General features: G+C 52.7%; 18 protein-coding genes. 6 read left to right on the top strand and 12 right to left on the bottom strand.

Features of this window, described 5'->3' with window-relative positions; all coding sequences use genetic code 11:
- Positions 1-52 precede the first annotated feature (52 nt).
- The gene (locus tag HRU78_05055; GenBank protein ID QOJ23091.1) at positions 53-721 is read left to right on the top strand and encodes a cytochrome c4; all 669 of its coding nucleotides are present in this window, start codon (positions 53-55) and stop codon (positions 719-721) included.
- 106 nt (positions 722-827) lie between these two features.
- On the opposite strand, the gene hemL is transcribed toward HRU78_05055, so the two are convergent.
- From hemL to thiD, 3 genes are read right to left on the bottom strand one after another with little or no spacing between them, the layout of a single operon-like run.
- Entirely contained in the window at positions 828-2108 is a 1281-nt protein-coding gene (gene hemL, locus HRU78_05050; protein ID QOJ23090.1) for a glutamate-1-semialdehyde 2,1-aminomutase, read from the bottom strand.
- Between the two features lie 39 nt (positions 2109-2147).
- Positions 2148-2786, bottom strand: a complete 639-nt coding sequence (locus HRU78_05045) for a thiamine phosphate synthase (GenBank protein ID QOJ23089.1) — start codon at positions 2784-2786, stop codon at positions 2148-2150.
- On the bottom strand, positions 2787-3626 hold the full coding sequence (thiD, locus tag HRU78_05040; protein QOJ23088.1) for a bifunctional hydroxymethylpyrimidine kinase/phosphomethylpyrimidine kinase: 840 nt from the start codon (positions 3624-3626) through the stop codon (positions 2787-2789).
- Between the two features lie 52 nt (positions 3627-3678).
- On the opposite strand from thiD, the gene HRU78_05035 reads away from it, so the two are divergent.
- Positions 3679-3867 carry a rubredoxin gene (locus HRU78_05035; protein ID QOJ23087.1) on the top strand — a complete coding sequence of 63 codons (189 nt, stop codon included), beginning with the start codon at positions 3679-3681 and terminating at the stop codon, positions 3865-3867.
- Entirely contained in the window at positions 3868-4263 is a 396-nt protein-coding gene (gene gloA / locus HRU78_05030) for a lactoylglutathione lyase (GenBank protein QOJ23086.1), read from the top strand. It begins immediately after the preceding gene.
- 50 nt (positions 4264-4313) lie between these two features.
- On the opposite strand, the gene HRU78_05025 is transcribed toward gloA, so the two are convergent.
- Both HRU78_05025 and apaG read right to left on the bottom strand, forming a co-directional pair.
- The gene (locus tag HRU78_05025) at positions 4314-5018 is read right to left on the bottom strand and encodes an SAM-dependent methyltransferase (protein ID QOJ24923.1); all 705 of its coding nucleotides are present in this window, start codon (positions 5016-5018) and stop codon (positions 4314-4316) included.
- A gap of 58 nt (positions 5019-5076) precedes the next feature.
- Entirely contained in the window at positions 5077-5460 is a 384-nt protein-coding gene (gene apaG, locus HRU78_05020) for a Co2+/Mg2+ efflux protein ApaG (GenBank protein ID QOJ23085.1), read from the bottom strand.
- A gap of 162 nt (positions 5461-5622) precedes the next feature.
- Between apaG and rpe the strand changes: the two genes are divergently transcribed.
- Genes rpe through HRU78_05005 form a run of 3 tightly spaced genes read left to right on the top strand, consistent with a single transcriptional unit; the run spans position 5623 to position 8540 of the window.
- The gene (gene rpe / locus HRU78_05015) at positions 5623-6300 is read left to right on the top strand and encodes a ribulose-phosphate 3-epimerase (protein ID QOJ23084.1); all 678 of its coding nucleotides are present in this window, start codon (positions 5623-5625) and stop codon (positions 6298-6300) included.
- Positions 6301-6330: 30 nt separating this feature from the next.
- Entirely contained in the window at positions 6331-7059 is a 729-nt protein-coding gene (locus tag HRU78_05010; GenBank protein QOJ23083.1) for a phosphoglycolate phosphatase, read from the top strand.
- 8 nt (positions 7060-7067) lie between these two features.
- Positions 7068-8540, top strand: coding sequence for an anthranilate synthase component I (locus HRU78_05005; GenBank protein QOJ23082.1), 1473 nt, complete (start codon positions 7068-7070; stop codon positions 8538-8540).
- Between the two features lie 101 nt (positions 8541-8641).
- On the opposite strand, the gene HRU78_05000 is transcribed toward HRU78_05005, so the two are convergent.
- The 7 genes from HRU78_05000 to HRU78_04970 form a co-directional block, all read right to left on the bottom strand.
- On the bottom strand, positions 8642-9232 hold the full coding sequence (locus HRU78_05000) for a CBS domain-containing protein (GenBank protein ID QOJ23081.1): 591 nt from the start codon (positions 9230-9232) through the stop codon (positions 8642-8644).
- 124 nt (positions 9233-9356) lie between these two features.
- Entirely contained in the window at positions 9357-10799 is a 1443-nt protein-coding gene (dacB, locus tag HRU78_04995) for a D-alanyl-D-alanine carboxypeptidase/D-alanyl-D-alanine-endopeptidase (GenBank protein QOJ23080.1), read from the bottom strand.
- Between the two features lie 21 nt (positions 10800-10820).
- On the bottom strand, positions 10821-11132 hold the full coding sequence (locus HRU78_04990) for a hypothetical protein (GenBank protein QOJ23079.1): 312 nt from the start codon (positions 11130-11132) through the stop codon (positions 10821-10823).
- Positions 11133-11174: 42 nt separating this feature from the next.
- On the bottom strand, positions 11175-12050 hold the full coding sequence (gene sucD, locus HRU78_04985) for a succinate--CoA ligase subunit alpha (GenBank protein QOJ23078.1): 876 nt from the start codon (positions 12048-12050) through the stop codon (positions 11175-11177).
- Positions 12051-12067: 17 nt separating this feature from the next.
- Positions 12068-13243 (bottom strand): ADP-forming succinate--CoA ligase subunit beta, encoded by a 1176-nt coding sequence (gene sucC, locus HRU78_04980; protein QOJ23077.1) that lies wholly within the window; start codon positions 13241-13243, stop codon positions 12068-12070.
- Positions 13244-13258: 15 nt separating this feature from the next.
- Positions 13259-13768, bottom strand: coding sequence for a hypothetical protein (locus tag HRU78_04975; GenBank protein ID QOJ23076.1), 510 nt, complete (start codon positions 13766-13768; stop codon positions 13259-13261).
- A complete protein-coding gene (locus HRU78_04970) occupies positions 13765-14112 on the bottom strand; it encodes a nucleotidyltransferase domain-containing protein (protein QOJ24922.1) in 348 nt (115 codons plus the stop codon). The genes HRU78_04975 and HRU78_04970 overlap by 4 nt, the downstream gene beginning before the upstream one ends.
- Positions 14113-14139 lie beyond the last annotated feature (27 nt).

Below are 14139 nucleotides of genomic sequence, written 5' to 3'. Positions count from 1 at the left end.
TAATTCTCAACACACCCACCAACTTTTGAATGCTCTTAACGGAACGCGAAATATGAAAATGATTAAAAATATGGTAATGCTCGCAGTACTTGCAATGGCTGCGCCTCTGACAGCCGAAGAAACGGCTGCTGACTCGAATGCTGCCTCTGCCGCCCCTGCTGCTCCCGCCAGCGCGCAAGAAATCGCATCCGGCGTATGCGCCGGCTGCCACAATCCGGACGGCAACAGCGTCATTCCGATGAACCCGATTCTGGCCGGTCAGCACGCGGAGTATATCACCAAGCAATTGATGGATTTTAAAGCGATCGGAACCGAACCGGCCAAGCGCAACAGCCCGGTGATGTCTTCGATGGTTGCCGCGCTTTCACAGGAAGATATGAAAAAATTGGGTGAGTACTATGCCCAGCAAACGATAAGCCCAAGTCAAGCGGCCACTGACGCCGATGAAAAACTAATCGCAATGGGAAAAATTCTTTATCATGGCGGCAGCCTGATCGATGAGATACCTGCTTGTGCGAGCTGTCATGGCCCTACGGGCTCGGGCATTCCACCTCGTTATCCTGCACTTGCCGGTCAGCATGCAGAGTACACCATGGCGCAATTAAATCTATTCAACGCGGGCGATCGTGTCAATGACAACAGTGTCATGCGCAAAGTGCTTACTCGCATGAATCCGGAAGAAAAACGCGCCGTTTCGGCTTATATCGCCACTATGCGTTAAGCTAAGCGAAGTTTGTGTTCAAGCAAAAAAGGCGGCAAATAATACCGCCTTTTTTATTGCCTTCACTCACGCGCAATAACGGTAATAATGCTACCGCTTACCAGTTTTACCAGCTTTTAAATATTTTCTCCGCTGCGGATAACGTTTTATCCAATTCAACATCGCCATGCTTGGATGATACAAATCCAGCTTCAAAAGCAGAAGGCGCAAAATAGACACCCTCTTCCAGCATGGCGTGGAAGAACCGGTTAAAGGCCGCTTTGTCGCACTGCATCACTTCAGCAAAGCTGGTTGGAATATCGTCGCTGAAATATAACCCGAACATGCCGCCGATAGATTGTGCACAAAAAGCAATACCGTGTTTTTTCGCGGCTGCCGTAATGCCGTCGACCAACTGCCGCGTTCTGTCCGCTAATCGATCGTAGAAACCGGGCGCTTGAATCAGCTTGAGTGTAGCCAGACCGGCTGCAACCGCCACCGGATTACCGGACAATGTACCGGCCTGATAAACCGGACCAAGCGGCGCCAGGCATTGCATGATGTCGCGGCGCCCGCCGAATGCAGCCATCGGCATACCGCCACCGATCACTTTGCCCATCGCGGTCAGATCAGGTTTAATCTGATAAAGTCCCTGCGCGCAACCCAAGCCAACCCGGAATCCCGTCATTACTTCGTCAAAAACCAGCACGCTGCCGTTTTGCGTGCACAGTGACCGCAATTTACTGAGAAAATCGGCCTTCGGCGCGATCAGATTCATGTTACCGGCCACCGGTTCGACGATTACCGCGGCAATTTCTTTGCCCCATTTATTAAAGGCTTCTTCAACACCGGCAATATCGTTGAAATCCAGCACGATGGTATGCCCTGCCGTCTCTGCCGGAACACCGGCAGAACTCGGATTGCCGAAAGTCAATGCACCCGAGCCCGCTTTGACCAACAGGGAATCGTCGTGACCGTGATAACAGCCTTCAAATTTGATAATTTTGCTTCTGCCGGTAAAACCACGCGCCAGACGGATCACGCTCATGCCAGCTTCGGTGCCGGAACTGACCAAGCGAACTTGTTCGATGGATGGAATCAACCGGCAAATCAGTTTTGCGATTTCCAGTTCGGCTTCGGTCGGTGCACCAAAGGTCAAGCCATTTTGTACCGCCGCTTGTACGGCTTTCACCACATCCGGATGGGCATGTCCGAGAATCAGCGGCCCCCAGGAGCCGACATAATCAATGTATTGCTTACCGTCCGCATCCCAAAAATAAGCACCTTCGCCGCGCTGAAAAAAAACCGGCTCCCCGCCCACGGATTTAAAAGCACGTACGGGAGAATTCACCCCGCCCGGAATATAGTGTTGGGATTGCTCGAATAATTGATGATTGCGTGATGTCATTTGGTTACTCATGATAAAAATGGATAAAAGTGGTTTTGTTTAAATGGAACGATGTGCTGTAAATAAGCGTGCGTATTGTTCTGCTTGCGCTGCGCTATTTTCCGTTGCGAATAAATCATTGCAAACGGCAATCGCATCGCAGCCGCTTTGAATCACCGTTGCTGCATTGGTCAAGCGAATGCCGCCAATCCCAACCAGCGGAATTGTTATTTTTTGTTTGGCTTGACCGATCAGACTTGCCGGAACCAGTACGGTATCCGTTTTGGTCGTCGAAGGAAAAAACGCGCCAAAAGCGGCGTAATCCGAACCGAGTGCTTGCGCTCGCAGTGCCAGCTCCAGGTCGTTATAACACGATGCACCGACAATCTTGTTTTGTCCCAATTGCTTGCGTGCATCGCTAATCGACATATCATCGCGCCCCAGGTGTACACCATCCGCATCGAGCGTGACTGCCAGCTCGATGTGATCGTTGATGATCAACGGAACCCGGTATTCTCTGCACAATTGCAGCAATAACCCGGCTTGCTCCCTGCGCAACGTGTCATCCGCCGATTTATTCCGGTATTGCACAAGCTGCGTACCGCCTTCCAGTACTTGCTGCGTTTTTTTCAGTAATTCGCCGGTATTGCTCAAATCCGGCGTTATCGCATAGAGTCCGCTGATTCTTGGCTTTCTCAATCACGCATCCTGCCCGTTCTGATCGTCTTCGGCATCTCTCACCCAGAACAGCCGGTTGGGAATATATTGCCCCATACCGGGACGAAAACCCGCTTGCAATGTATGCCAGGTATAGTCCTGCGCTTCCAGGATGCTATCGCTGACCGACAATCCGTTAGCTAAAGAAGCGGCTATCGCGGATGCCAGTGTACAACCGGAGCCATGATAATTATTTTCAAGTCTTTTCCAATGATCCGTGCGCACCACGCCGTCAGTGGCATAGAGCGTATTGGCTACCTGCGCGGTATTTTCATGGGTGCCGGTTATCAACACATACTCGCACCCCATATTAAGCAGCCGTTGCGCGCAAAGACTCAAATCCAACCTCGTTTCGCCGCTATCATTCTCCTGCTGCGCGAGATGCCTGGCTTCCAGACTATTCGGCGTCAATATCGTAACTTGCGGCAACAGTAGTTCCCGCATCGCATCGATCATTTCTTCGTTCGCCAGTTCGTCGCCGCGACCGGAAGTCAGTACCGGATCCATGACCAACGGAATATGGGGATAATCGGAAATCACTTCGGCAATCGCGGCGATAATCTCAACGCTGCCCAACAAACCGATCTTGAACACATGAACCGGCATGTCTTCCAGCACTGCTCTGGCTTGATCGGCGACCCATTCGGGATCGAGTGGCATGATCTCATCCACGCCTGCCGTGTCCTGCACGGTTATTGCCGTCATCACCGATAACGGATGGCACCCCAGGCTCGCGATAGTTAACAGATCAGCCTGCAACCCCGCCCCGCCACTAGGGTCATTGGCTGCAAAAGAAAGTACGATTGGGGGTGGCTGTAACATGCATTAATACCGTAAAATATCATTTTAACCTAAAAGGAAACTGCTATCTATCATGCCTACCGAAGAGAATCGTGAATTCAATCGTTACATGTGCTTAATTTGCGGCTATATCTATGATGAAGCCTTGGGATCTCCGGATGAAGGCATTGCGCCGGGTACACGCTGGGAAGATGTGCCGATCAATTGGACTTGCCCGGAATGCGGTGCACGCAAAGAAGATTTTGAAATGGTGAAAATCTAGATGCGCATTTTGCATACCATGCTGCGCGTCGGCAATCTCGACAAGTCGCTGGCGTTTTACACACAAGTCCTGGGCATGAAATTGCTGCGCCGCAAAGAGTATCCCGACGGCAGATTTACGCTGGCTTTTGTCGGTTATCAGGATGAAACGGACGGCGCCGTGCTGGAACTGACCCACAATTGGGATACATCCTCGTACAACCTGGGTGAAGGCTATGGTCACATCGCCATTGAAGTCGACGACGCTTATCAAGCGTGTGAAAACACCAAGAAACTGGGCGGCAAGGTAACGCGCGAAGCCGGTCCGATGAAGCATGGCACAACGGTCATCGCGTTTGTCGAAGACCCCGATGGATACAAAATCGAGTTCATTCAGAAAAAACAGCTCGGCCAGTAATACCCGCAATAGCCGCAAACAGCGACTTCACGATATCCGGTCAGTAAAATTCATCCCTGCAATAAAAAAATTGCCGGTATCTTGTTGATATCCGGCAACGAGCGCCGCCATTCCTTAACCGGTTTGGTTATCACCCTCTCGCTGGAAAAGGTAAGATGGCTCGCGATGCACAAATCCGTACTGTCTCTGCATACGGCAACCAGCTGTTCCAGCAATTTCTGATTGCGGTACGGCGCTTCGATAAAAATCTGCGTCTGTCTCAAACTGATCGATTGTTTCTCCAACTCCGCTATTTTGCTGGCGCGCGCTGCGCTTTCAACCGGCAAATAGCCATGAAAGGCAAACCGTTGCCCGTTCAAACCCGAAGCCATCAGCGCCAGCAAAATGGAAGAAGGACCGACCAACGGCACCACGGTAATATGATTTTTATGCGCCAAGCGCACTAACTCGGCACCAGGGTCTGCTACCGCCGGACACCCCGCCTCTGACAGCAATCCGCCATCCTGCCCTGCCAGTATCGGTTCGAGCAATGCCGGCAAATCTTTTGCCGCGGTATGTTCGTTCAGGGGCTGCATATGCAAGGCTTGCAATGGCTGTTTGCAGTTGAGCTGCTTGAGGAATTGCCGCGCCGTTTTGGGATGCTCGACGATGAAATACGATAATTCCGCAATGCAGTGCTGAACTTCCGCAGGCAAAACCCAATCGATGTTTTCCGGACTGATCGGGGTTGGAATTAAATACAGCTTTCCGGCCATTACCATACCGGTGATGAGAAAACATCAAACATGAAATTAATCAAGGAATGCAGTTAGCCTAATGCAGCGTTCTCGGCGCACTCAGAATGAACTCCGGTATCGCCACGTCAAAATGATAACCGTCTTCCGCCGCCATCTGGTAGCTCCCTTTCATCGAACCGACAGAAGTCGAAATGACCGTGCCGCTGGTGTACTCGAAACTATCGCCCGGTTTCAGCAATGGCTGCTCGCCCACGACGCCGAGTCCGCGCACTTCCTGTGTCGTTCCATCGCCATTGTTGATAATCCAATGCCGGCTGATCAGCTGGCTAGCCACCGTGCCGTTATTGGCGATGGTAATGGTATACGCAAACACGTGCCTGTCCGCATCTTCATCCGATTGATCGGGCAAATATACCGTGCGGACAGCGACGTCAATTTCATACTTCTTCTCTTCGGTCATGTTGCGATCCAATTTGTTTTTATGATTTTGCGGTAGGTAGTTTACCAAGAAAAAGTTTAAGGCGGATCAATCGGAATTATTTGCGCAATAATTTCCACTCTGTTACGCGCACCCCATCATTTGCGGTTAAAATACCGGATTTGTTTACGAGAGGTTTTTTTCATGTATCGCTTAGCACCTAGCATTCTTTCCGCCAATTTCGCCAAACTTGGCCAAGAAATCACCGATGTCATCGACTCGGGCGCGGATATCGTTCACTTCGACGTAATGGACAATCACTATGTGCCGAACCTGACGATCGGCCCCTTGGTCTGCGAAGCCATCCGCCCGGTCACCGATGCCATCATTGATGTACATTTGATGGTGGAACCGGTGGATAGAATCATCCCCGATTTCGCCAAAGCCGGCGCCAACATCATTTCGTTCCACCCGGAAGCATCCAACCACATCGACCGCACCATCGGTTTGATCAAAGAACAAGGTTGCAAGGCGGGATTGGTATTTAACCCGGCCACTCCGCTGTATTATCTGGATCACGTGCTCGACAAACTGGATTTGATTCTGATCATGTCGGTCAATCCCGGTTTCGGCGGACAAAAATTCATCCCCGAAGCGCTGAACAAACTGCGCGCGGTTAGAAAACGCATCGACGCCAGCGGTCGAGACATCATGCTGGAAATCGACGGCGGCGTGAAAGTCGACAACATCGCCGAAATCGCCCGTGCCGGTGCCGATACTTTTGTCGCCGGATCGGCTATTTACCAAGCTGGCAAGGATTCCGATCCGCATCGCTACGATTCCATCGTGGCTGCGTTCCGCGCTGAATTGGCAAAAGTTTAACTCACTGAAACGGCTGTTTCCTGTATTCAAATGAACCCAAGTCTCTCTAGCAACGCAAACGCCCCGGCAAAGAAAATCGAGCCTCCGTTAGCGGTCAAAGTCATCATGATCGATCTCGATGGCACGCTGCTCGACACCGCCGAGGATCTCGCATTATCCGCGAACCTGATGTTGAAAGATCTGAATATGCCGGAGCAATCGACGGCAACGATCCGCTCGTATATCGGTAAAGGCATACAAAAGCTGGTCAAACGCACCTTGACCGGCCAGCTCGACGGCGAACCGGATGCCGCCTTGTTTGCCAAAGCGCTGCCGATTTATGAAAAGCACTACGCGAACAATCTGAGCCGGAACACGCGCCCCTATCCGGGTGTGGTCGAAGGTGTGGCGGCATTACAGCAAGCGGGTTTCAGACTGGCTTGCATCACCAATAAAGCGGAAGCTTTCACGCTCCCGCTGCTGCGCGCCACCGGATTGTTCGACAAATTCGAAATCATTCTGTCCGGCGACAGCTTGCCGAAGAAAAAACCGGACCCGCTGCCGCTGACGCATATCTGCAAGCACTTCAACGCGCAACCGCACGAAGCGCTGCTGATCGGCGATTCTCTCAATGATGCCATCGCCGCCCGCGCGGCGGGCTGTCACGTGTTCTGTGTAACCTACGGGTATAACGAAGGGCGTAACGTATACGAGCTGGATTGCGATGCCATCGTCGAGTCGTTGGTGGACGCATCCAAATTGATCACGAAACTGCCCTGAATGCGCACATGACCGAAGCCGAATTTGATCAGCTCGCCCAGCAAGGATACAACCGCATTCCGGTTGTGCTGGAAACTTTTGCCGATCTCGATACACCGCTATCCATCTATCTGAAACTGGCTAACCAGCCTTATTCTTATTTGCTGGAATCGGTGCAAGGCGGCGAGCGTTTCGGCCGATTCTCGATCATCGGCTTACCGGCGACAACGCGTATCGAAGCGCGCGAAAATTCGGTCACCACGATCAATCCGGATTCATCGGAAACCGTTACGGTCGACAATCCCTTGGTTTTTGTCGAATCCTATCTGGCGCAATTCAAGGCGGCGCCCTGCCCGGCAGGAAAATCGCGCTTCTGCGGCGGCTTGGCCGGTTACTTTTCGTACGATACCGTGCGTTACATCGAGCACAAATTGCAGGGTCACGCCAAACCGGATGTTCTGAATACGCCGGATATGCTGTTATTGCTATCGGAAGAACTGGCCGTGGTGGACAACCTTTCCGGCAAGCTGTACCTGATCGTTTATGTGAATCCGGAAAATAAAAACGCTTATGCGGACGGGCAGAATCGTTTAAAAACGCTGCTGGCAAAGCTGCGTCAGCCGATTACGATTCCAACCGAACAAGCGGTTGCTTCCGCTGCCGCTGTTGCCGAATTTCCCGAAGCGGATTTCAAAGCCGCGGTTGAACGGGCCAAGCGCTATATTTACGATGGCGACATCATGCAGGTGGTATTGTCGCAACGCACCAGCAAGCCTTTCAATGCATCACCGCTGGCGCTGTACCGTGCTTTGCGCAGCCTCAATCCGTCGCCGTATATGTTTTTTTATCATTTCGACGATTTCCATGTCGTCGGCGCCTCACCCGAAATTCTGGTACGCCTTGAAAGCGGTACCGTAACCGTCCGTCCGATTGCAGGCACACGCCCACGTGGCAAAAATCCGCAGCAAGACGCCGAATTGGCCGCCGATCTGCTGGCCGATCCGAAAGAGATCGCCGAGCATGTCATGCTGATGGATTTAGGCCGCAACGACATCGGCCGCGTCGCACAAACCGGAACGATCAAAGTGACGGAAAAAATGCAAATCGAAAACTACTCGCACGTCATGCACATCGTATCCAACGTGGAAGGCCAATTAAAGTCGGAACTCAGCGCCATCGACGTGCTGCGTGCCACCTTCCCGGCCGGAACCGTCAGCGGCGCGCCGAAAGTGCGCGCAATGGAAATCATCGACGAACTTGAAATCTCCAAACGCGGTGTGTACGCCGGCGCAGTCGGCTACCTCGGTTTCAACGGCGATATGGACCTGGCCATTGCCATCCGCACCGCCGTCATCAAAGATGGCAAACTGCATGTCCAGGCAGGCGCGGGCATCGTCGCCGATTCCGTGCCGCAAAACGAATGGATAGAAACGCAGAACAAAGCCAAAGCCATACTTCGCGCCGCGGAAATCGCCGAGAACGGATTGGATAGTAAGATTTAACTGCTTATAGCTCATTCCGTTCATGACTCCGGATTGTTCGCGACATGAACGGAATGAGCCAGTAACGTGCTTGCCGCCCACCGTATTCGGAGGCGCTGAATCTAACTCGCAATCAATGTCGATTCGATTTCCGCAAAGCTCTTCGCGACATTGTTGGGTGGGATAACCGTACCGAGTTGTTTCTCGATTTGTGTCCAGGAGAAAATGCCACAGATCCTGGGTGAGGCGATGGTATTGTCATCGATCACCAAGGCATGCAACCGGCCGCTTTCGCGTAAGCTGGCAACGATATTGCCGACCCGCGCGTGCGCGACTTCTTCCAACGGAATGGCTTCCAGTTTCTCCTGCGGCGTCATCATATCCGCCACCAGAATTTCTCTGTATTTCACGCCCCTTTCCTGGATAAAGCGCATCGGTTTTTCACCCAGGATGTCCGTTGCCGTGATAATACCCGCCAACGAATCATCGTCGTCCATGACCAGCAAGGTACGCACGCCGCGTTGCATCATGTAGGTATTCGCAATCTCCATCGTCACACTGGGAGCGATGACGGCTGCGTGTATTTTGCGCAAATCGGTCATGACTTCGGATGCGGGTGAATCGAACGTTACCGGATTGGCTGAAGCGGGTTTGGAAATTTGCACGGTGCCTGCCAAGTACTGTACAGAAAGCGATTTATATTCATTCATCATGTTGTGCACTCCCTCGAGGGTTGAAAGGAAACACTGATTTCAAAATAGCTCAACTACCTTGAGTCGAAACTCTACGCCGAAAAGAATTTTGAATCAATAGGCCTGATTGCCGTAGGGAGAAAGCTCATTGCCGGTTATAAACCCATTGCACCAGCGCATCCATGACGGCACGGGACTGTCCGGCTTGCTCGTGATTGACAAAAAAAACCACGATGAAGCGCCGTCCCGATTTATCCAGCAGATAACCAGCCAAGGCGCGCACATTGTTGAGCGCACCGGTTTTCATATGCGCCAGGCCTTTCACCGGAGTATCGGTGAAACGGTTTTTCAGCGTGCCGTCGACGGCGGCGATCGGTAACGAAGAAATGAACTCCGGCATCACCGGGCTGTTAAATGCGGCCAGTAACAATTGCCCCATGTGCCGGGCGCTGATCTGCTCCTTGCGCGACAGTCCGGAACCATTTTCCACCACCAATTCGGGGAAATTCAGTTGTTTGGATGCCAGCCATTGGCGGATTGCCGTTTCGGATTTGGCCAGCGTTGCCGGAGAACTATTGATCACCACATCGCCTGTACCCAGCGTCAAATATAGCTGGCGCGCGGCGATATTGTTACTGAATTTATTGATGCCGCGGATGATATCGGCGAGCGGCGGAGATTGATAAATCTTCAGCGGTGACAAATGTTGCGGCGTTTTACCGAGCACCACATCGCCATGGAATAAACCACCCTGCTGCATCCACAAGCGTTTGAACAAATCGCGGGTATACACGGCACTATCCTGCAGGCTCAGCATATAGGATTGTTTCCCGCATTGCCGGGAGAAGCTACCGTTCAACGTCACGGTAAAATTATTTTTGTCTTCCTTGCCGGGTACAACATCGATCGTCAGCAAATTTTGCCAATCGCCGCATCTACCCTGAGTCAACTGCAAATTATTCTGCACCTGCACCGATTCCGGCAACGGCTCGACCACCACACGCACGGCATTCCTTACCGGTTCCGGAAACAAGTGGATGGTCGAGGTGCGGTAATTGATCAATAACGCTTCCGGCAACACGTTGTAAGTACGGTAGGGTTGCCCGTCGAACTCGCCGGGATCGTCAGCGGGAATATCGTAGTGCGAATGATCGAGAATCAGATTGCCTTTGATCTCGTGCAATCCGGTTTGCCGCAAGCGATGAATCAGCAGCCAGAAATTCTCCAGATCCAGTTTCGGATCGCCATACCCTTTGATGATCAAGTCACCGTGCAAAACGCCGTCGGCCATCCGGCCATTGGCATACAGCATGGTCGGCCAGGTATACGCCGGTCCCAGCAATTCCAGCCCGGCATAGGTCGTCAACAGTTTCATCACCGAAGCCGGATTCATCGCCGCATCGGCATTGACTGTGACGACCGGCTGACTCCTGCCGACCTCCTGCACATACACACCGATTGCCGATTCCGGTATCGCCAGCTGCTGCAGCTTTTGTTTAACGGATAGAGGCAAGCCGTACGAAAAAGCGGAAACCGGCAGGATGCACTGCAGGATCAGCAGGCCGATATAAAAATAGAAACGAGGCATTGCGGCTAGTTATCGGAAGCGCTATTTCTTTCCGTTACACAAGGCAAAACCGTCATCCCAACCCATACGGTACTGCCCATCCTTTTCATAGCGATTCAGGTCTTTGAATGCCCAATCGGTTCTTTTCGCAGTCTCACAGCCGTCGATATAGCCCTGCTGTGTATTTACCGGATAACCGCTCAGATTGTACTTGGGCTTGGCGCTTTGCGGCAGCGGCCCGGCCGGCCGCTCCGGTTTTTTACCCGGCAACGGCTGCTGTTTGGCAGGCATCGTACTGCACGCGGATACGATGACAGCGAAAAGTATGATGAGAAACGATAAACGAAAACGCATGAAGCTACCTTTGATGAGATATAGAACTGAAAGATGATGTAATTACAAAACCGATTTCAACAACTTGCCCATTTCCGCCGGGTTACGCGTGACTTTGATACCGCACGACTCCATCACCTCGAGCTTTTCCTGCGCCGTACCCTTGCCGCCGGAAATAATGGCACCGGCATGGCCCATACGCTTACCCGGCGGTGCGGTGACACCGGCGATAAAGCCGACCGCCGGCTTACGCATATTGTCCTTGACCCAGCGTGCACAATCCTCTTCGTCGCTGCCGCCGATCTCACCGACCATCAGCACCGCATCGGTTTCGTCGTCGTCGTTGAACAACTGCAACACATCCAAATGCTTCAGACCATTGACCGGATCGCCACCGATACCGATGCAAGTCGACTGCCCGAGGCCGAGCGCCATCAATTGCGCCACCGCTTCGTAGGTCAGCGTACCGGAGCGCGACACCACGCCGATACGGCCTTTTTTATGGATATAACCGGGCATGATGCCGATCTTGAGTTCGTCCGGCGTAATGATACCGGGACAGTTCGGGCCGATCAGCCGGGTTTTCTTGCCCTGCATGTTGTAGCGCGTGCGGATCATGTCGCGCACCGGAATACCTTCGGTGATGCAAATCACCAAATCCAGTTCGGCTTCCACCGCTTCGTCGATCGCCGCAGCGGCAAACGGCGGCGGCACGTAAATCACCGACACATTGGCACCGGTTTGCTGCTTCGCCTCCATGACGGTAGCGTACACCGGAATGCCTTCGAAATCCTCGCCCGGTTTGCGCGGATTGACCCCGGCCACGAAACATTCCTTGCCGTTGGCATAATCGCGGCACATGCGGGTATGAAACTGGCCGGTCTTGCCAGTTATGCCTTGCGTCATGACGCGACTGTTGCGATTGATCAGAATAGACATATGCGCTCCTGTGATGATTAATTCTGACAACCCGATTTGGCCGCATTCACCGCCTTTTGCGCGGCATCGGCCATATCCGTTGCCGAGATGATCGGCAAACCGGAATCGGCGAGAATCTGCTTACCGAGATCGACGTTCGTGCCTTCCAGTCGCACCACCAGCGGCACGGTCAGTTGCACCTCGCGCGCTGCGGCGACCACGCCTGCGGCAATTACATCGCATTTCATGATGCCGCCGAAAATATTCACCAGAATTGCCTGCAATTTGGGATTGCGCAGCATCAGCTTGAACGCTTCGGTCACTTTCTCCGTCGTCGCGCCACCGCCGACATCGAGAAAATTCGCCGGATTGCCGCCGTATAATTTGATGATATCCATCGTCGCCATCGCCAGTCCGGCACCGTTCACCAGGCAGCCGATATTGCCGTCGAGCGGAATATACGATAACTCGTGTTTCGATGCTTCGATCTCGACCGGATCTTCCTCGTCCAGATCGCGCAACGCGACGATATCGGCGTGACGAAACAACGCGTTATCGTCAAAATTCATTTTGGCGTCGAGCGCGATCACTTGCTTTTCCGCAGTCAACGCCAGTGGGTTGATTTCCAGCAACGATGCATCGGTTTCATCGAACGCCCGGTACAATCCTTGCAGCAAGGAAACGGCGCCAGGCAAGCTCTGCGCCGGAATACCGATTTTCTGCGCGATCTCCTCCGCTTGCTGCTGGCTCAATCCTGCGATGGGATCGATAAACACTTTATGAATCTTCTCCGGCGTTTCGGCGGCTACTTTTTCGATCTCCATACCGCCCTCGGAACTCGCCATCAAACACACGCGCTGCTGGCGCCGGTCGACCACCATACCGGCATAAAATTCTTTCTCAATTCGCACGCCCTGCTCGATGAAAAGGCGATGCACGATTTGCCCCTCCGCACCGGTCTGATGCGTCACCAGCCGCATACCCAATATCTCACCGGCACGCTGCCGCACCTCGTCCAATGACCGCGCTATCTTCACGCCGCCCCCCTTACCGCGCCCGCCGGCATAAATCTGCGCCTTCACCGCCCAGATATCGCCACCCAATTGCTTGGCCGCATTCACCGCCTCGTCGACGCTGAAGCATGCGATGCCTTGCGGCGTTGCCACGCCGTATTGCCGTAAAATTTCCTTGGCTTGATATTCGTGGATTTTCATGGATATCACTTCTCCTTAAGGTAATAACTCCGGCCACTCCGCCGCCGAAATACGCGAACGAGCATAACGATTAATGCTGCTGTAGACGGCAATCAGTAATGAAACCATCTCATGCGCTTTGTTCAACGCTACGGCAAATTCTTCCGGATCGGACACATATTCGTGAATCAGCTTATTGCGTAAATTACGCGCATTCAGCCAGTCCTCAACCGATGGCAAAAAACCGAGTTTCTCAGCCCGGTTCAGATTATCCAAGGCACTGCCGGGCTTTTCCGCCATCGACTTCAATAGCGTAGGTATCAACTTGTCTCCCACCGTATCCTGCATCCGCCCAAAACGGGACACAAAAGCATCCAGACGTTCCGCCAGATCATCATCGTTTTCCAACCGCCCCACCCAGGCGGCATCCAGTTCCGCTGCGAACAATCGCGCGTCCGTTTTCAACAACAACACCCCTTCACGCCGAACGATTTTCAGTAGCGCCAGCAATCGGATCGATTCTATTTTGAGTGTGTCCGTTGTCAAAGTATCACCCCGGTTTGGCGTGCTATTTGGTGAATCGGTTGTTCCCGTGTTTCCGGATCGACGATAATGACGTCGATTTTCTGATCACCGAGCTGCATTTGCAATTGACTCGTCAACCGGCATGCGGTCGAAACGCGATCGGCCAATTTCTGTTCCGTTTCGATCAATAGATCGATATCTCCGCCTTTCTCATCCACCTTCGCACGGGAGCCGAAAATGCGAATCCGCGCATCATCGCCCAGCAAGCGATGCACCGTCGCACGGACGATCTCGATTTCCTTGACCGATAATCTAACTTTAAGGTTGAAATTATAGCAGTTGGATTGATCGGGACTTGGCGTCATCATAAGCTAGGTTTCACTGATTAATCC

It is taken from the genome of Gammaproteobacteria bacterium (assembly GCA_015709635.1).
GTDB lineage: Bacteria > Pseudomonadota > Gammaproteobacteria > Burkholderiales > Nitrosomonadaceae > Nitrosomonas.
The sequence above is the reverse complement of the archived record's forward strand: the minus strand, read 5'-3'. Positions and strand labels throughout refer to the sequence as shown.

Bases quoted from the DNA above. Each gene is read 5' to 3' on its own strand.
- HRU78_05035 (QOJ23087.1), top strand. From the start codon at position 3,679: ATGCCTACCGAAGAGAATCGTGAATTCAATCGTTACATGTGCTTAATT.
- dacB (QOJ23080.1), bottom strand. From the start codon at position 10,799: ATGCCTCGTTTCTATTTTTATATCGGCCTGCTGATCCTGCAGTGCATC.
- sucC (QOJ23077.1), bottom strand. From the start codon at position 13,243: ATGAAAATCCACGAATATCAAGCCAAGGAAATTTTACGGCAATACGGC.
- thiD (QOJ23088.1), bottom strand. From the start codon at position 3,626: ATGTTACAGCCACCCCCAATCGTACTTTCTTTTGCAGCCAATGACCCT.
- hemL (QOJ23090.1), bottom strand. From the start codon at position 2,108: ATGACATCACGCAATCATCAATTATTCGAGCAATCCCAACACTATATT.
- HRU78_05010 (QOJ23083.1), top strand. From the start codon at position 6,331: ATGAACCCAAGTCTCTCTAGCAACGCAAACGCCCCGGCAAAGAAAATC.
- HRU78_04970 (QOJ24922.1), bottom strand. From the start codon at position 14,112: ATGACGCCAAGTCCCGATCAATCCAACTGCTATAATTTCAACCTTAAA.
- HRU78_05000 (QOJ23081.1), bottom strand. From the start codon at position 9,232: ATGATGAATGAATATAAATCGCTTTCTGTACAGTACTTGGCAGGCACC.
- apaG (QOJ23085.1), bottom strand. From the start codon at position 5,460: ATGACCGAAGAGAAGAAGTATGAAATTGACGTCGCTGTCCGCACGGTA.
- HRU78_05005 (QOJ23082.1), top strand. From the start codon at position 7,068: ATGACCGAAGCCGAATTTGATCAGCTCGCCCAGCAAGGATACAACCGC.
- HRU78_04990 (QOJ23079.1), bottom strand. From the start codon at position 11,132: ATGCGTTTTCGTTTATCGTTTCTCATCATACTTTTCGCTGTCATCGTA.
- rpe (QOJ23084.1), top strand. From the start codon at position 5,623: ATGTATCGCTTAGCACCTAGCATTCTTTCCGCCAATTTCGCCAAACTT.
- sucD (QOJ23078.1), bottom strand. From the start codon at position 12,050: ATGTCTATTCTGATCAATCGCAACAGTCGCGTCATGACGCAAGGCATA.
- HRU78_05055 (QOJ23091.1), top strand. From the start codon at position 53: ATGAAAATGATTAAAAATATGGTAATGCTCGCAGTACTTGCAATGGCT.
- HRU78_05025 (QOJ24923.1), bottom strand. From the start codon at position 5,018: ATGGCCGGAAAGCTGTATTTAATTCCAACCCCGATCAGTCCGGAAAAC.
- gloA (QOJ23086.1), top strand. From the start codon at position 3,868: ATGCGCATTTTGCATACCATGCTGCGCGTCGGCAATCTCGACAAGTCG.